This window comes from Janthinobacterium sp. GW823-FHT01H08, assembly GCF_058797855.1.
This window is the reverse complement of sequence record NZ_CM179504.1, coordinates 704,559-721,141: the sequence shown is the minus strand read 5'-3', so window position 1 is coordinate 721,141 and position 16,583 is coordinate 704,559. Positions and strand designations below refer to the sequence as shown.

Below are 16,583 nucleotides of genomic sequence, written 5' to 3'. Positions count from 1 at the left end.
CCGCAATGAGGTTCAACATGGAAATCCGCCCCATCCTGTCGGCACTGATGCGCAGCAAAACCGGTGCCGTACTCGTCGCCGTGCAGGTCGCCATCAGCCTGGCCATCCTGGCCAACGCCCTGCATATCGTTAACCTGCGCCAGGCGATCGCCGCCCGCCCCACCGGCGTGGCCGCTGAAAACGACATCTTTTATGTCAATATCCAAAGCATGGACAAAGGCAGCCACCAGCGCCAGCTGGCCGACCAGAAACGCCAGGCCGCCTTGCTGCGCAGCCTGCCCGGCGTGCTCTCCGTGGCGCAGACCTCGCAGGCCGTGCTGTCGCGTTCCGGCAGCAGCACCAATGTCTCCATCAAGCGTGGACAGCCCACGGCCAGCGCCACCACGTCGATGTATTTCACGCCTGACTCGCTGGTCAAGACATACGGCCTCAAGCTGGTGGAAGGCCGTGATTTCCATCCCGACGAGGTGCTGGAAATCGATGAAAAAGTCGATGAGACCTTTCCCAAGGTGGTCATCGTGACGCTCGCCGCAGCGCAAAAGATCTGGCCTGGCGAAAGCAGCTTTGTCGGCAAGACCCTGTTCAACGGCACCGGCGACGATGACGACGAAATGCGCGTGATCGGCGTGGTGGAGCGGTTGCAGACACAGGTCGGCCAGGTCAGCGCGCATGGCGAGCATTCGCTGATCCTGCCGGCGCGCCTGACGGGTTCGCGCGACTCGCTGCTGTACGCCGTGCGGGCCGAGCCGGGCCAGCGCGACCGCCTGATGAAGGAGGCCGAGCAAGCCATCCGCAGCGCCACCAGCGAGCGCCTGCTGGTACGCACCGATACACTGGAAAAGCACCGCACGTCACGCTACCGGGCCGACCAGGGCTTGTCCTGGATGCTGATCGCCGTGTCGACCTTGCTGCTGCTCGTGACGGCCAGCGGCATCGTCGGCATCGCCAGCCTGTGGGTGACGCAGCGCAGAAAGCAGATCGGCGTGCGGCGCGCACTGGGCGCCCGCCGCGTCGACATCCTGCGCTACTTCCTGACCGAGAATTTCATGATCACCAGCGTCGGCGTGGCGTGCGGCGTGCTGCTGGCCCTGGGCTTGAACCAGCTGCTGGTAAGCCAGCTGGAAATGGCGCGCCTGCCGCCCGGCTACCTGCTGGCCGGCGCGCTCGTGTTCTGGCTGCTGGGCCTGGGCGCCGTGTACGGCCCGGCATGGCGCGCGGCCAGCATTTCGCCGGCCACTGCCACCCGCAGTACCTGAGCCGGCACCTGAGTGATATGCTGCGCGCATGCCTACCGTACTGATTATTGACGACAATGCCGCCGTGGCCATTGCGCTCGACGTGCTGTTTTCCCTGCACGAGATCGACGCCGTGCGCGCCGCCTCGCCAGAGGAAGGCTTGCGCCTGCTCGAGCGCCACGCCATCGACCTGGTGGTGCAGGACATGAACTTCACGGCAGACACCACGTCGGGCGAGGAAGGCAGCGCGCTGTTCCACGCGATCCGCGCGCGCTACCCCGACCTGCCCGTGATCCTGCTGACGGCATGGACCCAGCTCGACGCGGCCGTCGACCTGATCAAATCCGGCGCGGCCGACTACCTGGCCAAGCCCTGGGATGACCGACGCCTGATCGCCAGCGTGCAGAACCTGCTGGAACTGGGACAGGCCAACCGCGCGCTGCGCCAGCGCGTGCTGGCCGAGCAGCGCCAGCGCCACGCTCTGGAACACGACTTCGACTTGCGCGGCATGGTATGGCAAGACCCGGCCACCGAAAGAGTCGTGCACCTGGCGTGCCAGGTGGCGCGCGCCGACGTGCCCGTGCTCATTTCGGGGCCGAACGGCAGCGGCAAGGAACGCATCGCCGCCATCGTGCAAGCCAATTCCCAGGTCGCCGGCGGCCCCTTCGTCGTGCTCAATTGCGGCGCCGTTCCCGTGGAGCTGATCGAGGCGGAACTGTTCGGCGCCGAGGCCGGCGCCTATACCGGCATCACACGGGCGCGCGACGGCAAGTTCGACGCGGCCGACGGCGGCACCTTGTTCCTCGACGAGATCGGCAACCTGCCGCTGGCCGGACAAATGAAACTGCTGCGCGTGCTCGAAACGGGGCGCTTCGAACGCCTCGGCTCGAACCGCGAGCGGCAAGTGAAAGTGCGCGTCATCAGCGCCAGCAATGCCGACCTGCCGGCGATGATCAAGGCCGGCACGTTTCGCGAAGACCTGTTCTACCGCCTGAACGTGATCGAACTGCGGCTACCGCCGCTGGCCCAGCGTCCGCTGGACATCCTCGTGCTGGCGCGGCATTTCCTGGGCAGCGAAAAAACGCTGGACGCGCAGGCGCAGGCTAGCTTGCTGGCCCACGGCTGGCCGGGCAATGTGCGCGAACTGAAAAACGTCATGCAGCGCGCCAGCCTGCTGACGGCCGGCCCGGTGATCGGCGCGCTGGAAACGGGCTTGCCGCTGGCCGGTGCGGCATCGCCGCGCGCGCCGCAGGATGCCGCCGCGGTGGAACCGGACCGCGACAGCGTCACCGCGGCGCTCGCGCGCGCGCACGGCGTGGTGGCGCAGGCGGCGCAGGAACTGGGACTGTCGCGCCAGGCCCTGTACCGGCGCATGGAGCGCCTGGGCATCGCGCGCGGCTGATGGCAGACCGCCCCATGCGTCTTTCCCTGCTCACGCGCTGGACGGCGCTGATCGTCACCTTGCTGGTACTGGGCATCGTCATCGCCCTGCTGCTCGCGCATTTTTTGCCAGGCCAGCCGCTGCTGGTGCTGGCCGGGACCCTGCTGTGCGTGCTGCCGGTGGCCGTCATTACCATCCGCGCGCAGCTGCAGGCAATGCTGTCGCTGTTTCGCGCCTTGAGCGGCACGGTCGCCAGCTACCAGGACGGCGACTTCGGCTTCAGCCTGCGCTGGCCGCAGAACGATGAACTGGCCGACCTGGTGGCGGCCCACAATGCGCTGGGCGACGTGCTGCGCAAGCAGCGCCTGGACCTGGTGCAGCGCGAACTGCTGCTCGACACCATGGTGCAAAACACGCCGGTGGCCATGCTGCTGGTGGCCGAGGGCAGCGCCATCGTCTACGCCAACCTGGCCGCGCGCCAGCTGCTGCACCACGGGCGCCGGCTCGAAGGGCATCATCTGGCCGACATCGTGCGGCAGGCGGCGCCGGCCCTGGCCGAAGCGCTGGCGCGCCGCAACGACGGCTTGTTTACCAGCGGCGAAGGGGAACAGGAAGAGGTGTACCACCTGGCGCGGCGCAGTTTCAGCCTGAACGGGCGCAAGCACGAACTGCTGCTGCTGCGCCAGCTGACGCTGGAGCTACGGCGCCAGGAAGTGCAAACCTGGAAAAAGGTCATCCGCGTCATCAGCCATGAGCTCAACAACTCGCTGGCGCCGCTGGCCTCGCTGGCCCATTCCGGCGCCGAGCTGGTGCGCCGCGGCCAGACGGAACGCCTGCCGCAAATCCTCGCCACCATCGAAGAGCGCACGCGCCACCTGGAAACCTTCATCCTCGGCTATGCGCGTTTTGCCAAGCTGCCCGCGCCGCGCCTGGCGCCATGCGAATGGCAACCCTTTCTCGACAGCCTGGCCTCGCAAGCGGCCTTCACGCTGGACGGTCCGCCTCCCGCGCAGGCTGCCGTGTTCGATGCGGCGCAAATGCAGCAGGCGCTGCTGAACCTGCTCAAGAATGCGCTGGAGTCCGGCTCCAAGCTCCAGCATATCGGCCTGCACGTCAGCCAGGCGCAAGGGCAGCTGCGCATCGAAGTGAGCGACCGCGGGCCGGGCATGAGCGGCGCCGTGCTGGAAAACGCGCTGGTGCCGTTTTATTCCACCAAGCGCAGCGGCACGGGACTGGGCCTGGCCCTGGCGCGCGAAATCGCCGAAGCCCATGGCGGGCGCATCACCCTGGCCAACCGCGAGGACGGCGGCCTGGCGGTGACCTTGATTCTTCCCTTACTCGACAGAAATTAGTTCCTTGTGTAACGATCTTTAAATCACATCACCCGCAATTATTTTTCAGTGCAATATTGATAATTATCATGTCAAATATTGCAACCACACGGGCGCCATGCCCGTGTGTTAGAAATAAGCTATTTGAGTTTGCATAATGATATCAAAATAACTAATTGACAATGACTAGTCTCGGCGATAATTTATCAACGCGGTACGGTTTTTTTGAAACATTAATCGTTTTTTCGCGGGGATCAATATGAAATTAAAATCACTCATCGCAGCGGCAGTCCTGAGCGCTGCTTCCATTGGCAGCGCCAGCGCCACCGCCTACACAGTCAACCTCGTCAATACCACGGGCAATCTGTGGACCAGCGGCTTCAGCGCCGTTCCCAGCCCGCTCGGCGACTTCACCGATACGTTCACGTTCACGCCCAACGCGACCTTCGGTTCAACCGCGCAAGCCTTCCTGGCCAACCTGTCCGTCACGGGTTCGGACAGCTCTTCCATCAGCTTCAGCAGCGCCAACCTGAATGGCATCGGCCTGACGGGGTTTGGCAGCCCCACCCCCTTTGGCTATGCCCAGGGCGAAGTCCTGGCGCCTACAAGCCTCCTGTTCAACGGCCCGCTGGTCCTCACCGTCATCGGCAATACCAAGGGCGGCAGCTATGGCGGCGTCTTCAATCTGAACCTGGCGCCCGTTCCCGAACCGGAAACCTATGGCATGCTGCTGGCCGGCCTGGGCATACTCGGCTTCCTGGCGCGACGCCGCAAGCAATCTTGAGCGCTCTAACCAAAAGACGCCACGGCGTCTTTTTCTTTGGCGGCTGCTAAACTGGCGCCATGACGACCGACTTTATCTCCACCAGCAACACCGCTTTCAGCCACCCGGGCCACCCGCCCGCCACCACCACCGAACACCGCGGCATCCGCTACCTGCACCTGGGCACCAAGTGGGTGCAGGGCGCCATGCGCCTGGACAAACCTGACGCCATCGAGCTCGAGTACGTGCAGATGATGATGATGTGGATGCTGTTCAAGACGCAGCCCAAACGCATCGTGCAGCTGGGTCTGGGCAGCGCCGCGCTGACCAAGTTCAGCTACCGCCGCTTTCCCGACGCCACGGTCACGGCCATCGAACTCAATCCGAACGTGATCGCCATCTGCGGCGCCCAGTTCGCGCTGCCGCCGAACGATGCTCGCCTCGACGTGCGCGAAATGAATGCGCTCGACTTCGTGCTCGACCCGGCCAACCACGGCACGGTCGACGCGCTGCAAGTGGACCTGTACGACGAAGACGCTCGCGGCCCCGTGCTCGACACGCCCGAGTTCTACCAGGCCTGCTTTGACTGCCTGACGGACGACGGCATCATGTGCACGAATGTCTTCGGCGACTTCCCCAACTACGACAAGAACTTGCAGGCGATGGAACTGGTCTTCGACGCCGTCGTCTGGGTGCCGGAAATGGAAGATGAAAACATCGTCGTGCTGGCCTTCAAAAAATCGCCATCGCTCGACTTCAGCGAGCTATATGAACGCGCCGCCACCATCAAGAAACAGTTCAACCTGCCCGCCAAGAACTGGGTCAACGGCTTGAAGCAGTGGATGCAGGATCAGCAGTAAGGCGGTAGCGCCGCATCACGCCGGCAGCAGCGCGCCCAAGCGGCGCGCCAGGCCATCCATGTTCTCGGCCGGCACCTGCGCATAACCGAGCAGGAAACCGCTCCAGGCCGCCCCGTCTCCCGTGCCATGCGCGGACAGCGCCAGCGCCACGATGCCGTCCTGTGCGGCGCGGCGGCTCAGCGCCAGGTCATCCCATGCGCTATCGTGAAAACGCAGCGCCAGGTGCATGCCGGCCGTGCCGCCATGGATGGCCGCGCCCGCGCACGCATGGCGCCGCAAGGCCTCGCTCAAGGCGTCGCGGCGCTGGCGATACAGGCGACGCATGCGGCGCACGTGGCGCGCAAACAGGCCACTGCGCAGGAACTCGGCCAGCGCCAGCTGCTCGGCGACGCGGCCCCGCGCGGCGCCCTGCGCCTGCATCTGCGCGAAGGCGCCGGCCAGCGCGGCCGGCACGACGATAAAGGCGATGCGCAAGGCGGGGAACATGGTCTTGCTGAAAGTGCCCAGATACACGACGGGCGCGTCGGCCACCAGTCCCTGCATGGCCGCCAGGGGCGGTCCGCCATGGCGAAACTCGCTGTCGTAATCGTCTTCGATGATCAGCGCTCCGGCCGCGCGCGCGCGTTCGAGCAGCGCCATGCGGCGCGCGGGACTGAGCACGCTGCCCGTCGGATACTGGTGCGACGGCGTCGTGTAGATCAGACGCGGCGGCGTATCGCGCCAGTCGGCGTCCGTCGGCGCGATGCCATCGATGTCGACGGCGACGCCGGTCACCTGCAAGCCGGCGCCACGGCCCGCCGCCAGCGCGCCGCCATAGCCGGGATGCTCGATCCACAAGGTGTCGCCCTGGTCGGCAAACGCGCGCAGGCAGACATCGAGACTGCTCTGCGTGCCGTCCGTGATGAACACCTGGCCCGCATCGCAGACGACGCCGCGCGCGGCGCGCAAATGGTCGGCGATGGCCATGCGCAGCTGGGGCTCGCCGGAAGGGTCGCCGTAATTGAGCTGGCGCGGCGTCAGCGCGCGCCACGCGCGGTCCAGCATGCGCCGCCACTGCGCCAGCGGAAATGCGTCGAGCGCCGGCACGCCAGGCGCGAACGCGCCCATGGCGTCGGCGGGAAACACCAACGCCGCGCTGGCATCCTGTCCTGACACGCCGCGCAAATGCCGGGCGCGGCGCGACAAGCCATCCTGGCCGCCGCTCACTGGCGACGTCACCGGCATGCCGGCGCCGCCGGCGACGACGGTGCCGCGCCGGTCCGGCAAGACAAACCCTTCGCTGGCCAGCTGCTCGTAGGCATACAGCACGGTATTGCGCGCCACTCCCAGTTCGGCCGCCAGCACGCGCGTGGCGGCCAGGCGCGTGCCCGGCGCCAGCTGGCCGCCGCGGATGGCCGCGCGCAGGCATTCATGCAGCAGGCGCTGGCGCGGCCAGCCCCGCTCGCGGTGCGTGCGCTCGAACGCGCCCAGCAGCAAAGCGAAATCCATGCGTCCTTTCATCGTGGCTCTATATTATTTGGCAGTTCTGGATCTTTTTTCAGGGCCAGATGCCGATTATAGTGCGGCCTGCTTCTTCAACCAACCGGATTCCCGCCATGAACGCTACCGCCCTGCCTCCCAGCCCCCGTACCCGCGTGCGCCGCGTCGCCGAACTGGCCAGCTACGAGCAAGCCGCCCTGTACGCCATCGTCGATGCCGCCTACCTGTGCCATATCGCCTTCCACGACGACAAGGGCAGCCATTGCATCCCGACCGCCTGCTGGCGCATCGATGGCCACCTGTACATCCATGGCTCGAACGGCAGCCGCATGCTCAAGCGTTTGCAAGAGAGCGACGTCTGCGTGACCATCACCCATCTCGACGGCCTGGTGCTGGCGCGCTCCGCCTTCAATCACACGATGAACTACCGTTCGGCGATGGTGTACGGGCAGTTTGAAAAAGTAAGCGATATCGGCCGGCAGCATGCGGCCATGGACGCGCTGATGGAAAAGCTGGTGCCGGGACGCCTGGCGCACGTACGCGGCGGCAGCGCCAAGGAATACGCGGCCACCACCGTGCTGCGCATTGCGCTCGACGAATATGCCGTCAAGCAGCGCCAGGGCGGCCCGCTCGACGACGCGGACGACATGGCGCATGCCGTCTGGACGGGCGAACTGCCCTTTACGCACGGCCGTGGCACGGCCATCGCCGATGCGCTCAACACCTGCGAGTTGCCCCCGTATGCCGCCGCCTGGGGGACGGAATCCGCTTGACCGGCCGGCGTGCTTGACCGATGATCGGCGTTGATGGCGATCGCCACCAAGTTACAAACCGACACAATCACGCATGGAGCATATGATGATGAAGCGAGTATCCCTGGCTGCGGCCCTGACGGTCATGCTGGCCTGTGGCGGCAGCGGCGCGGCACTGGCCGCCGATGCGGGCGACGCGGCCCTGAAGGCGGCCATCGCCGGCAACGCGCGCACGCCGGCCAATGCGCTGCGCGACAGCGCCCGCCACCCGTATGAAACACTGACGTTCTTCGGCATCAAGCCGACCATGACGGTGGTGGAACTGGCGCCCGGCGGCGGCTGGTACACGGAGATCCTGGCGCCCTACCTGCGCGACAACGGCAAGCTGATCGCGGCCGGCAACGACCCGCAATCGGCCAGCGAAGGAGCACGCCGCGGCGCGGCGCGCTTCCAGCAAAAACTCGACGCCAACCCGGCCGCCTTCGGCAAGGTGGAAATCGGCGCCTTCGCACCGCCCACCACCTACCGCATCGCGCCCAAGGGCACGGCCGATATGGTGCTCACCTTCCGCAATATCCACAACTGGATACCGATCGGCGAAGCGGGCATGCAGACCATGTTCAAGGAAGTGTATGACAGCCTGAAACCGGGCGGCGTCTTCGGCGTCGTCGAGCATCGCCTGCCGGCGAACAAGGCGCAGGACGCCACGGCCAGCAGCGGCTACATGCACGAAGCGTATGTGATCAAGCTGGCCGAAGGCGCGGGCTTCAAGCTGGCGGGCAAGTCGGACATCAACGCCAATCCGAAAGACACGGCGGACCATCAAGGCGGCGTCTGGGCGCTGCCGCCCACCTACGCCAACAAGGATGTGGACCGGGCCAGGTACACGGCCATCGGCGAGAGCGACCGCATGACCTTGAAGTTCGTCAAACCCTGAGTCACTAGAAAAGCCAATGGCGGCGGGCCGATACGGCGCGCCCCATTGACTTGTGCGCGCAGCGCGCCTTAAAGGTAAATGCCGTACACGCCGCAAGAGCGCGAGACAAGCATGCACTGGCTCGCCGTGCCATTTTCGGTGCAGTCAATCAGGGCCTGCATGCACTCCCGGCGTGTCGGCTGCGCATACGCGGTGCTCACGGCACCGGCCAAACCAACGGCGGCGCAGAAGACAAATATCGCCTTTTTCACATCGATCATTTTTATTTCACTCCCAAAGAGTTGAGCCGATCTAGAAACTAGTGAACTGGAAGATCACAACAGCGCGTGCACGCAGGCAGCAGCACGCTCAGACGTGAATGCCGTACACGCCGCACAGGCGACGCACCAGCGCGCAGTCGTTTTCATTGCCATCGGCGAGACAGGAATCGCGGGCTTCCTCGCAGGTTTCGCGCGACGGCAGGGCATACGCCGAAGAACTGACGGCGCCGGCAAAACCGACGGCGGCGCAAAAGACAAATACGGCTTTTTTCACATTGATCATTTTTATCCCATTCCCAAGAGTTGAGTCGATATAAAAACCATGGCACAAGCGCCAGCCGCCCGCATTCAGCCATCTCCGGGCTTATGACGCGTGGAAATAGTAGCACCTTGAAAAGTTAGTAAATACGCAAACCACAAATCAAGATAACGTTTATTTTTCGCCCCATTTCATGGAATAAAAACCGGCCCGCCGCCCTTGCGCCGCGCATTTGCATGGCAACGGGCGAAAAAAAACCGCAGCACAGGCTGCGGTTTTGGTATCGACCCTTTATTTCTTCGCTTCCTTCGGCTTCACCGGCACCAAGCTCAGGTCCTGGAAGTCGTAGCTGAAATCCGTCTCGGCCGACACGGGCGCCATCTTCACCCGGTCGATGCTTCCATCGGGATTGAGCGAGAACGTCACGTAGGCGTCGGCGTTGAAATTGCGCTCTTTCCAGCGCACGATGAAGGTGTCGTGCTGCCAGTGTTCCAGCTCGCCCGTCAGGTCTGGCGTGCGCGTAAAACTGAGGATATGTTTTTTCCCTTCCGGCTTGATCACGACCTTGCCGTACCAGGCGTCTTCATACTCGCCGTCATACGCCGCCAGCGGCAGCGAAGGCTGCGATTTCGCCGCGCGCGCGCTCGATGCCTTGCTCTGCTTTTTCACTTCTTCCGCATGCTGGTCCTGCTCCACCTTGGCCACCAGCGCCAGCCAGTCCGACGGCGCCGCCTGCAGGTAATGGTCGAGGATGCGCCATTGCAGCGCCGTCATCGAACCGCCATTTTCCGCATTGGTGAGGATGGCCACGCCCAATTTCGCTTCCGGCACCATCACCACGCGCGAATAAAATCCCTGCAGCGCGCCGCCGTGCATGGCGACCTTCATGCCCTTGTAGTCGCGCAGCTGGAAGCCCAGGCCATACGCGCTGAAGTTCGGTTTCGTCGCGGCCAACGCCGGTTTCGGCTCGGGGATCTTGATCGGCGTTTGCGCCGTCCACATTTCGCGGCCCTGCTTTTCGCTGAACAGGCGCGCTTCCTTGCCGTCCTTGCCCTGCACGCCGGCGATCTTGCCGCCGTCGAGCAGCACCATCATCCACTTGGCGATGTCTTCCGCATTCGTGTTGATGCCGACGGCGCCCACGGCGTTCGGCACGGGCATCGACTTGACGGCGGCGATCTTGCCGTCGATCTTGCTGTGCGCGCTGGCGACGTCGGGATTGCCCGCATTCTCGGCCAGGCTGGTGGTGGTGCCCGTCATGCCCAGCGGCGCCAGGATGCGCTCATGCATGGCCTCGCCCCAGCTTTTTCCCGCCTTGTCGGCGATGATCTTGCCGGCCACGATGTACAGCAGGTTATCGTAGGCATAGCTGTTGCGAAAACTCGTGGCCGGACGGATGTAGCGCAGCTTCTCGATAATCTCGTCGGTGCTGAACGTGGTGGTGGGCCACCACAGCAAGTCGCCGGCGCCCAGGCCCAGGCCGCTGCGGTGCGTCAGCAGATCGCGGATGGTCATGGCGCCCGTGACGTAGGAATCGTGCATCTGGAAGCCGGGCAGATGCTTGGTGACGGGATCGTCCCAGGCCAGCTTGCCCTCGTCGACCAGCATGGCCAGCGCGGCGGCCGTAAAACCCTTCGAGTTCGATGCCACCTCGAACACGGTCTGCGCATCGACGGCGGCCGCTTCGCCCAGCTTGCGCACGCCAAAACCCCTGGCGGTGACGACTTTGCCATCCTTGACGACGGCGATCGCCATGCCGGGCACGTCGAACACTTTCAGGGCGGTGGCGACGTCGCGCTCAAGATCGAAGGCCGGCGCGGGCGCGGGCGCAGCGGCAACGACGGGGGCGGCGTCAAATGCCAGCGCCGGCACGGCGATGCTGGAAAACGCCAGCACGATGGCGGCGGCGAGGCGGTTCATGGTATGCATGGTCAGGTTATCCAAAGAAGATTCAATGCGCTTGCGCGGCCATCAATTTATCGACGCTTTCCTGCGTCACCGGGTGGTAGCGTTCGCGCGCCTGCGCATACACGTCCTTGGCCCAGGCATGGCCTTGCGGCGTCTTCATCAAGGCGCTGTACAGGGGCACGACGAACTTCTGGCGGCCCACGCTCAGCAGGAATGCCTGCAAGGGCTGACGCACGTCGTAGCCCGCGTTCACGGAGGCCAGGTAGAAGCGGTAGGCCACTTCATTGTTGCCGCTCTTGCCCACGCCGTAGACCTGGTCCAGCTCTCGCAATTGCGCCGCGCTGGCCTTGTTGTTGATGTCGTTCAGGAAGTGCATCGATTCGATGGCGATCCACTTGTCCATGCCCAGATCCTTGGTGGCAAGTTCGCCTTTCAGCCAGGCGTCGCGGTGCTGGTCGAGCAGCGCCAGGCGCGGCGAGACGACGCGCTGCGCGCTGGCCGGCACGCCCGTGCCATAAAGCCATTCCTCGAGTTCCGCTTCCGGCATCACGTCCGGATGCTGCGCCAGCAGGTTCTTGCGCAGGTAGGCGATGAACTGCTCCGTCGTCACGCTCTGGAACGCATGCTGGTCGAACCAGCCGCGCAGGAAGGGGTCGAACACGGCGCGGCCGGCGCGGCGCTCCATGGTGGCCAGGAACCAGGCGCCTTTCGGGTAGATGATGCCGTCGTCCGTGTACGTTTCCGCGGGATTGACATCCGCATCGCGCGTGATCAGCGCCGTTTTCGCCGCCGGCAACTCCTTGATCGACGCGGCCAGTTCTTCCTGGTCGACCTGCACGCCCATCTGCGCCACGTCGCTGCCATACAGCTGCTCGACGATGCGCGTCGTGACGTAGGTGGTGAAGCCTTCGTTGAGCCACATGTGCTTCCACGAGGCGTTGGTGACCAGGTTGCCCGACCAGGAGTGGGCCAGTTCATGCGCGATCAGGTCGACCAGGCTGCGGTCGCCCGCAATCATGGTCGGCGTGAGGAAGGTCAGGCGCGGGTTTTCCATGCCGCCGTAGGGAAACGACGGCGGCAGCACGATCATGTCGTAGCGCCCCCAGCCATACGGGCCATACAGCGCCTCGGCTGCCTGGATCATCTTTTCCGTATCGGCCAGCTCGTACTCGGCCGCCTTGATGCGCGGCGGTTCCGCATACACGGCGGAGCGTGGGCCGAGTTTGCGCACTTCCAGTTCGCCGATGGCGATGGCCAGCAGGTACGAGGGAATCGGCTGCGGCATCCTGAATTTCCAGCCGCCCTTGCCGGTCGCCTTTTCGTCGTTCTCGGCGCTCATCACGACGCGCATGCCGCTTGGTGCCTCGATGCGCGCGCTATACGTAAAGCGCACGGCCGGCGTATCCTGCGACGGCACCCACGAGCGGGCGTTGATGCTTTGCGACTGGCTGAACATGAACGGCAGCTTGCCCGACATCGTCTGCTGCGGCGTGAGCCACTGCAGCGCGATGGCGTTCGGCGCCGTGTGATAGTAGACGCGCACCTTGCCCGGCTGGCCCGTGGTCGTGATGCGCAGCGCCTGGCCCTTTTCCGGGTCGGCCTTGTCCAGCTGGTACGGCGCCATCTGCCAGGCGCCGCGCTTGTCCTGTACCTGCACCTTGGCGATCGACAGATCGCGCGTATCGAGCACCAGCGTGCGCGCCGCCGGATCGATCCAGTTCAAGGACAGCTCGGCATAGCCGGAGAGCGTCTTTTGCTTGAAGTCGGCTTTCAGGTCCAGCTGCAGGTCGCGCGTGCGCACCTGGTCGTAGCGCGCATAGCTGAGGGGATCGGCGTGCGCAGCCAGCGTTAGCTGGCAAAATAGCGCACAGCCCAGCGCGCGCAGGAAGGTCAAAGTTTGCATGGTCGTCTTTTGAATGATTTGCGAAAGCCCCGGTCCGTGTGCGCCGGGGCGTCGCGCAGAATAGCACTTCCGGCGCAGGCCGGCAGAAAAAAGCGCCGGACCGGCCGGCGCTGTTTCCCTATTTTTCATCTGCCCTGGCTTGCGGCTTGGCCTCGGGCGCCTTCAGCGGCGTATTCAAATCCTTCATCAGATTATGCTTGTCGCGGTCCTGCTTGAACAACTCCAGGCGCGACGGCGTGATCTTTCGCGGCCAGGCGTTATTGCTGGTGTCGATATCGGCCGTCTCCCAGTACGGGTCCTGCACCAGGCCCACCATCGGCTCGTCCGTGATGATCACCTTGCTGATCTTGTGCGGCGCGTAGCGCCACACTTCGGCCGGCACGCGCTCGATGATTTTCTTGCCGCTTTTCAGTTCGATTTCCAGGATCAGCGGCATCACCAGGCCGCCGAGATTCGAGAAGTCGACCAGGTACAGATGCTTGCCCATGTTGCGCTGTTCCAGCAGCTTCCGCTCCCACGGCTCCAGCGTTTCCTGCTCTTCCGCATAGCTGTTGCGGTCCTTGTTGGTGACCGTGAATTCATCGTGCCGGTTATAGAAATCCTTCAGCGCTGGATCGGTATCCACCTTCTTCGGCAGCGCCTTGTTGCGCTGGTCCGAGATCGAGATGGGCTGCGCGTCCTTCTGCGCCTTCTTCCACGCTTTCTCGACCTCCGGATTCTTCGTGCTCACGCCGTATTCGCTGATGCCGTCGATGCTGATGTCGACCGCATCGGTGGTATAGAACCAGCCGCGCCAAAACCAGTCCAGGTCCGTGCCGGACGCATCTTCCATGGTGCGGAAAAAGTCGGCCGGCGTCGGGCGCTTGAACTTCCAGCGCAAGGCGTACTGCTTGAAGGCGAAGTCGAACAGCTCGCGCCCGAGGATGGTTTCGCGCAGGATATTGAGCGCCGTGGCCGGCTTGTCGTAGGCGTTCGCCGTGAACTGCAGCAGGGACTCGGAATTGGTCATGATGGGCACCTGGTTCTGGCTGCGCATGTAGTCGACGATCTTGCGCGGCTCGCCATTCCAGGAGGGGAAATGCTCTTCCCACGCCTGCTCGGCCAGGTACTGCAGGAAGGAATTGAGGCCCTCGTCCATCCACGTCCACTGGCGCTCATCCGAGTTGACGATCATGGGAAAATAATTGTGGCCCACTTCATGGATGATCACGCCGATCAGGTCATATTTGGTCGTCTTCGAATACGTGAGTTCCCCCGTCTTCTTGTCCTTCACGGGGCGCCCGCCATTGAACGCAATCATCGGATACTCCATGCCGCCCACGGCGCCATTGACGGAGATCGCATTCGGATAGGGATAGTCGAAACTGTACTTGTTGTACTGCTCGATCGCGTGCACGACGGCGCGCGTGCTGTACTGCTGCCACAGCGGATTGCCCTCGTTCGGATAGTAGGACATGGCCATCACGCGCTTGCCGCCGCTGTTCAGCCCCTGCGCATCCCAGATGAACTTGCGGCTCGACGCCCACGCCACGTCGCGCACATTGGCCGCCTTGAAGTGCCAGGTCTTCATGCCTGTGGCTTTACCCTTTTCCGCCGCCAGCGCCTCTTCCGGCGTGATCACCAGCAGCGGCGCAGCGCTGTTTTTCGCCCGCGCCAGCCGCTCGCGCTGCGCCGCGCTCAATACAGCGCCAGGGTTTTGCAGCTCTCCCGTGGCGGCCACCACGTGGTCGGCCGGCACCGTCAGGTACAGCTCGTAGTCGCCAAACTCCAGCGTGAATTCACCGGAGCCGAGGAATTGCTTGTGCTGCCAGCCGACGGCGTCGTAATACGCGGCCATGCGCGGGAACCACTGCGCGATCTGGAAAATCGCGTTCTTGTCGTCCTCAAAATACTCATAGCCGGAGCGCTCGACCAGCACCTTCTGGTCATTGATCCGGTACGACCAGTCGATGTTGAACGTGATGCTCTGGCCGGGCGCCAGCGCCACCGGCAAATCGATGCGCAGCATGGTCTGGTTGACCACATACGGCAGCGGCTTGCCGCTGGCCGCTTTCACGGCGGTGAGCTTGAAGCCGCCGTCGAATTCGCGGCCCGCGTGGATGGCGCGCAAGTCCTCGAATTTCAGCGCCTCCTCTTCGCTGCCGCTCAACCAGGCCTGGCGCGACGGCGCGCTCAATACGCGGCGCTGGTCGGCATCCTGTCGCAAGCCGTTCTGATCCAGTTGCAGCCACAGATACGCAAGGCTGTCGGGCGAACGGTTGTGGTAGGTGATCTGCTCGCTGGCCGTGATGGCGCGGCGCGCTTCATCGAGCGTGGCGCGGATCACGTAATCGGCGCGCTGCTGCCAGTAGGCGTGACCGGGCGCGCCGGACGCCGTGCGGTAGCTGTTCGGCGTGGGCAGCAGTTCTTCGAGCTGGCGGAACTTGTCGTCGAAGGGCGCAGCGGCGCACAGGCCAGGCAAGGGAGCAAACAAGGTCAAACACAGGGCAAGCAAGCGGACAAGGACCGGCATGGCGCATTCCATCTGGGAGTCGTGGACAGAACTGCATTCTAAGTCGAGTCTGTTTGCAATCGATCATTGTTGTGGAAGTCCCACACGCAGCACGGCGCCCGGGGCCGGCGGCACTGGCGCAGAAACACGCATAGGCGTATGATGCGCCTCGAACATTGGGGAGTAGTCGTCCTGCGGTCCTGCCGCGGGAACCTGTATCAACATGATTGGCCCGCAGGCCATGGTGCAGGTGGTTGCAAAACTTGACGAGACCATTGATCCAGGGCGGCCGCATGGGCCGGAGTCGCCCGTGGATCATTGGTTAATTCGTCCGGCCCGCGTACCTCTTGCAATCTCATGGAAGCATTCCTCATCTCCACCGGCATCGTCGGTCTCGCTGAAATCGGCGACAAAACCCAACTGCTGGCCTTTCTGCTGGCCGCCAAATTCCGCAAGCCTTTGCCCATCGTGCTGGCCATTTTCGTCGCCACCGTCGCCAACCACGCGTTCGCCGCCGCCGTCGGCGCCTGGATCACCGGCATGCTGGGCCCGGACGTGCTGCGCTGGGTGCTGGGCGTCTCCTTTTTGGCCATGGCCGCCTGGACCCTGATCCCCGACAAGCTCGATGAAGACGAGACCAAGCTGGCCAAATACGGCGTCTTCCTGACCACCCTGATCGCCTTCTTCATGGCGGAAATGGGAGACAAGACGCAGGTGGCGACGGTGGCGCTGGCGGCGCGCTACCACGATATCGTTTCCGTCGTGCTGGGTACCACCTTCGGCATGATGCTGGCCAACGTGCCGGCCGTCTACCTGGGCGACAGGATCGCCAACCGCGTCCCGCTGCGCCTCGTGCATGGTATCGCGGCCCTGGTCTTTGCCGTGCTGGGCGTGGCCACCCTGCTGGGCGCGGGCGCCGCCCTGGGATTTTGAGACAACCCTGTATAATTTCCAATTTACAATATTCATGCTAATAATTACAATATCGTCGGCATGAATACCGGCGCGCCGATCCGGAACGGTC

Annotated in this window: 14 protein-coding genes and 1 riboswitch; of the genes, 8 read left to right on the top strand and 6 right to left on the bottom strand. The window is 64.1% G+C overall.

Annotation, left to right across the window (positions count from 1 at the left end):
* Window positions 1–17 precede the first annotated feature (17 nt).
* The 5 genes from AC3RCG_RS03135 to AC3RCG_RS03115 all read left to right on the top strand — a co-directional run bounded on the left by AC3RCG_RS03135 (window position 18) and on the right by AC3RCG_RS03115 (window position 5,570).
* Window positions 18–1,256 (top strand): ABC transporter permease, encoded by a 1,239-nt coding sequence (locus AC3RCG_RS03135; RefSeq protein WP_070310036.1) that lies wholly within the window; start codon window positions 18–20, stop codon window positions 1,254–1,256.
* 28 nt (window positions 1,257–1,284) lie between these two features.
* Window positions 1,285–2,637 carry a sigma-54-dependent transcriptional regulator gene (locus AC3RCG_RS03130; protein ID WP_070310037.1) on the top strand — a complete coding sequence of 451 codons (1,353 nt, stop codon included), beginning with the start codon at window positions 1,285–1,287 and terminating at the stop codon, window positions 2,635–2,637.
* A gap of 14 nt (window positions 2,638–2,651) precedes the next feature.
* A complete protein-coding gene (locus AC3RCG_RS03125) occupies window positions 2,652–3,968 on the top strand; it encodes a sensor histidine kinase (RefSeq protein WP_227742088.1) in 1,317 nt (438 codons plus the stop codon).
* A gap of 238 nt (window positions 3,969–4,206) precedes the next feature.
* The gene (locus AC3RCG_RS03120; RefSeq protein ID WP_070223431.1) at window positions 4,207–4,731 is read left to right on the top strand and encodes an FxDxF family PEP-CTERM protein; all 525 of its coding nucleotides are present in this window, start codon (window positions 4,207–4,209) and stop codon (window positions 4,729–4,731) included.
* Window positions 4,732–4,790: 59 nt separating this feature from the next.
* Window positions 4,791–5,570 carry a spermine/spermidine synthase domain-containing protein gene (locus tag AC3RCG_RS03115; RefSeq protein ID WP_070223429.1) on the top strand — a complete coding sequence of 260 codons (780 nt, stop codon included), beginning with the start codon at window positions 4,791–4,793 and terminating at the stop codon, window positions 5,568–5,570.
* Between the two features lie 15 nt (window positions 5,571–5,585).
* On the opposite strand, the gene pdxR is transcribed toward AC3RCG_RS03115, so the two are convergent.
* Window positions 5,586–7,058, bottom strand: coding sequence for a MocR-like pyridoxine biosynthesis transcription factor PdxR (gene pdxR / locus AC3RCG_RS03110; RefSeq protein WP_070223427.1), 1,473 nt, complete (start codon window positions 7,056–7,058; stop codon window positions 5,586–5,588).
* Window positions 7,059–7,165: 107 nt separating this feature from the next.
* On the opposite strand from pdxR, the gene AC3RCG_RS03105 reads away from it, so the two are divergent.
* On the top strand, window positions 7,166–7,822 hold the full coding sequence (locus AC3RCG_RS03105) for a pyridoxamine 5'-phosphate oxidase family protein (RefSeq protein WP_070223425.1): 657 nt from the start codon (window positions 7,166–7,168) through the stop codon (window positions 7,820–7,822).
* Window positions 7,823–7,907: 85 nt separating this feature from the next.
* A complete protein-coding gene (locus tag AC3RCG_RS03100; protein WP_492405484.1) occupies window positions 7,908–8,738 on the top strand; it encodes a class I SAM-dependent methyltransferase in 831 nt (276 codons plus the stop codon).
* A 68-nt stretch (window positions 8,739–8,806) separates the two neighbouring features.
* Here AC3RCG_RS03100 and AC3RCG_RS03095 read toward each other — a convergent pair whose 3' ends face one another.
* The 5 genes from AC3RCG_RS03095 to AC3RCG_RS03075 form a co-directional block, all read right to left on the bottom strand.
* On the bottom strand, window positions 8,807–8,998 hold the full coding sequence (locus AC3RCG_RS03095; protein WP_070223423.1) for a hypothetical protein: 192 nt from the start codon (window positions 8,996–8,998) through the stop codon (window positions 8,807–8,809).
* A gap of 88 nt (window positions 8,999–9,086) precedes the next feature.
* Window positions 9,087–9,281 (bottom strand): hypothetical protein, encoded by a 195-nt coding sequence (locus AC3RCG_RS03090; RefSeq protein WP_492405468.1) that lies wholly within the window; start codon window positions 9,279–9,281, stop codon window positions 9,087–9,089.
* A 267-nt stretch (window positions 9,282–9,548) separates the two neighbouring features.
* The gene (locus AC3RCG_RS03085; protein ID WP_492405466.1) at window positions 9,549–11,186 is read right to left on the bottom strand and encodes a serine hydrolase; all 1,638 of its coding nucleotides are present in this window, start codon (window positions 11,184–11,186) and stop codon (window positions 9,549–9,551) included.
* Window positions 11,187–11,208: 22 nt separating this feature from the next.
* On the bottom strand, window positions 11,209–13,068 hold the full coding sequence (locus AC3RCG_RS03080) for a M1 family metallopeptidase (protein ID WP_070310042.1): 1,860 nt from the start codon (window positions 13,066–13,068) through the stop codon (window positions 11,209–11,211).
* A 118-nt stretch (window positions 13,069–13,186) separates the two neighbouring features.
* Complete coding sequence (locus AC3RCG_RS03075; protein ID WP_070310043.1) at window positions 13,187–15,580, bottom strand: M1 family aminopeptidase; 2,394 nt, start codon at window positions 15,578–15,580, stop codon at window positions 13,187–13,189.
* Window positions 15,581–15,725: 145 nt separating this feature from the next.
* Window positions 15,726–15,895: riboswitch (yybP-ykoY riboswitch) on the top strand.
* Window positions 15,896–15,916: 21 nt separating this feature from the next.
* On the opposite strand from AC3RCG_RS03075, the gene AC3RCG_RS03070 reads away from it, so the two are divergent.
* Window positions 15,917–16,492, top strand: coding sequence for a TMEM165/GDT1 family protein (locus tag AC3RCG_RS03070; protein WP_492405463.1), 576 nt, complete (start codon window positions 15,917–15,919; stop codon window positions 16,490–16,492).
* The last annotated feature ends 91 nt before the right edge of the window (window positions 16,493–16,583 follow it).

Bases quoted from the DNA above. Each gene is read 5' to 3' on its own strand.
- AC3RCG_RS03135 (WP_070310036.1), top strand. From the start codon at position 18: ATGGAAATCCGCCCCATCCTGTCGGCACTGATGCGCAGCAAAACCGGT.
- AC3RCG_RS03130 (WP_070310037.1), top strand. From the start codon at position 1,285: ATGCCTACCGTACTGATTATTGACGACAATGCCGCCGTGGCCATTGCG.
- AC3RCG_RS03125 (WP_227742088.1), top strand. From the start codon at position 2,652: ATGCGTCTTTCCCTGCTCACGCGCTGGACGGCGCTGATCGTCACCTTG.
- AC3RCG_RS03120 (WP_070223431.1), top strand. From the start codon at position 4,207: ATGAAATTAAAATCACTCATCGCAGCGGCAGTCCTGAGCGCTGCTTCC.
- AC3RCG_RS03115 (WP_070223429.1), top strand. From the start codon at position 4,791: ATGACGACCGACTTTATCTCCACCAGCAACACCGCTTTCAGCCACCCG.
- pdxR (WP_070223427.1), bottom strand. From the start codon at position 7,058: ATGGATTTCGCTTTGCTGCTGGGCGCGTTCGAGCGCACGCACCGCGAG.
- AC3RCG_RS03105 (WP_070223425.1), top strand. From the start codon at position 7,166: ATGAACGCTACCGCCCTGCCTCCCAGCCCCCGTACCCGCGTGCGCCGC.
- AC3RCG_RS03100 (WP_492405484.1), top strand. From the start codon at position 7,908: ATGATGAAGCGAGTATCCCTGGCTGCGGCCCTGACGGTCATGCTGGCC.
- AC3RCG_RS03095 (WP_070223423.1), bottom strand. From the start codon at position 8,998: ATGATCGATGTGAAAAAGGCGATATTTGTCTTCTGCGCCGCCGTTGGT.
- AC3RCG_RS03090 (WP_492405468.1), bottom strand. From the start codon at position 9,281: ATGATCAATGTGAAAAAAGCCGTATTTGTCTTTTGCGCCGCCGTCGGT.
- AC3RCG_RS03085 (WP_492405466.1), bottom strand. From the start codon at position 11,186: ATGCATACCATGAACCGCCTCGCCGCCGCCATCGTGCTGGCGTTTTCC.
- AC3RCG_RS03080 (WP_070310042.1), bottom strand. From the start codon at position 13,068: ATGCAAACTTTGACCTTCCTGCGCGCGCTGGGCTGTGCGCTATTTTGC.
- AC3RCG_RS03075 (WP_070310043.1), bottom strand. From the start codon at position 15,580: ATGCCGGTCCTTGTCCGCTTGCTTGCCCTGTGTTTGACCTTGTTTGCT.
- AC3RCG_RS03070 (WP_492405463.1), top strand. From the start codon at position 15,917: ATGGAAGCATTCCTCATCTCCACCGGCATCGTCGGTCTCGCTGAAATC.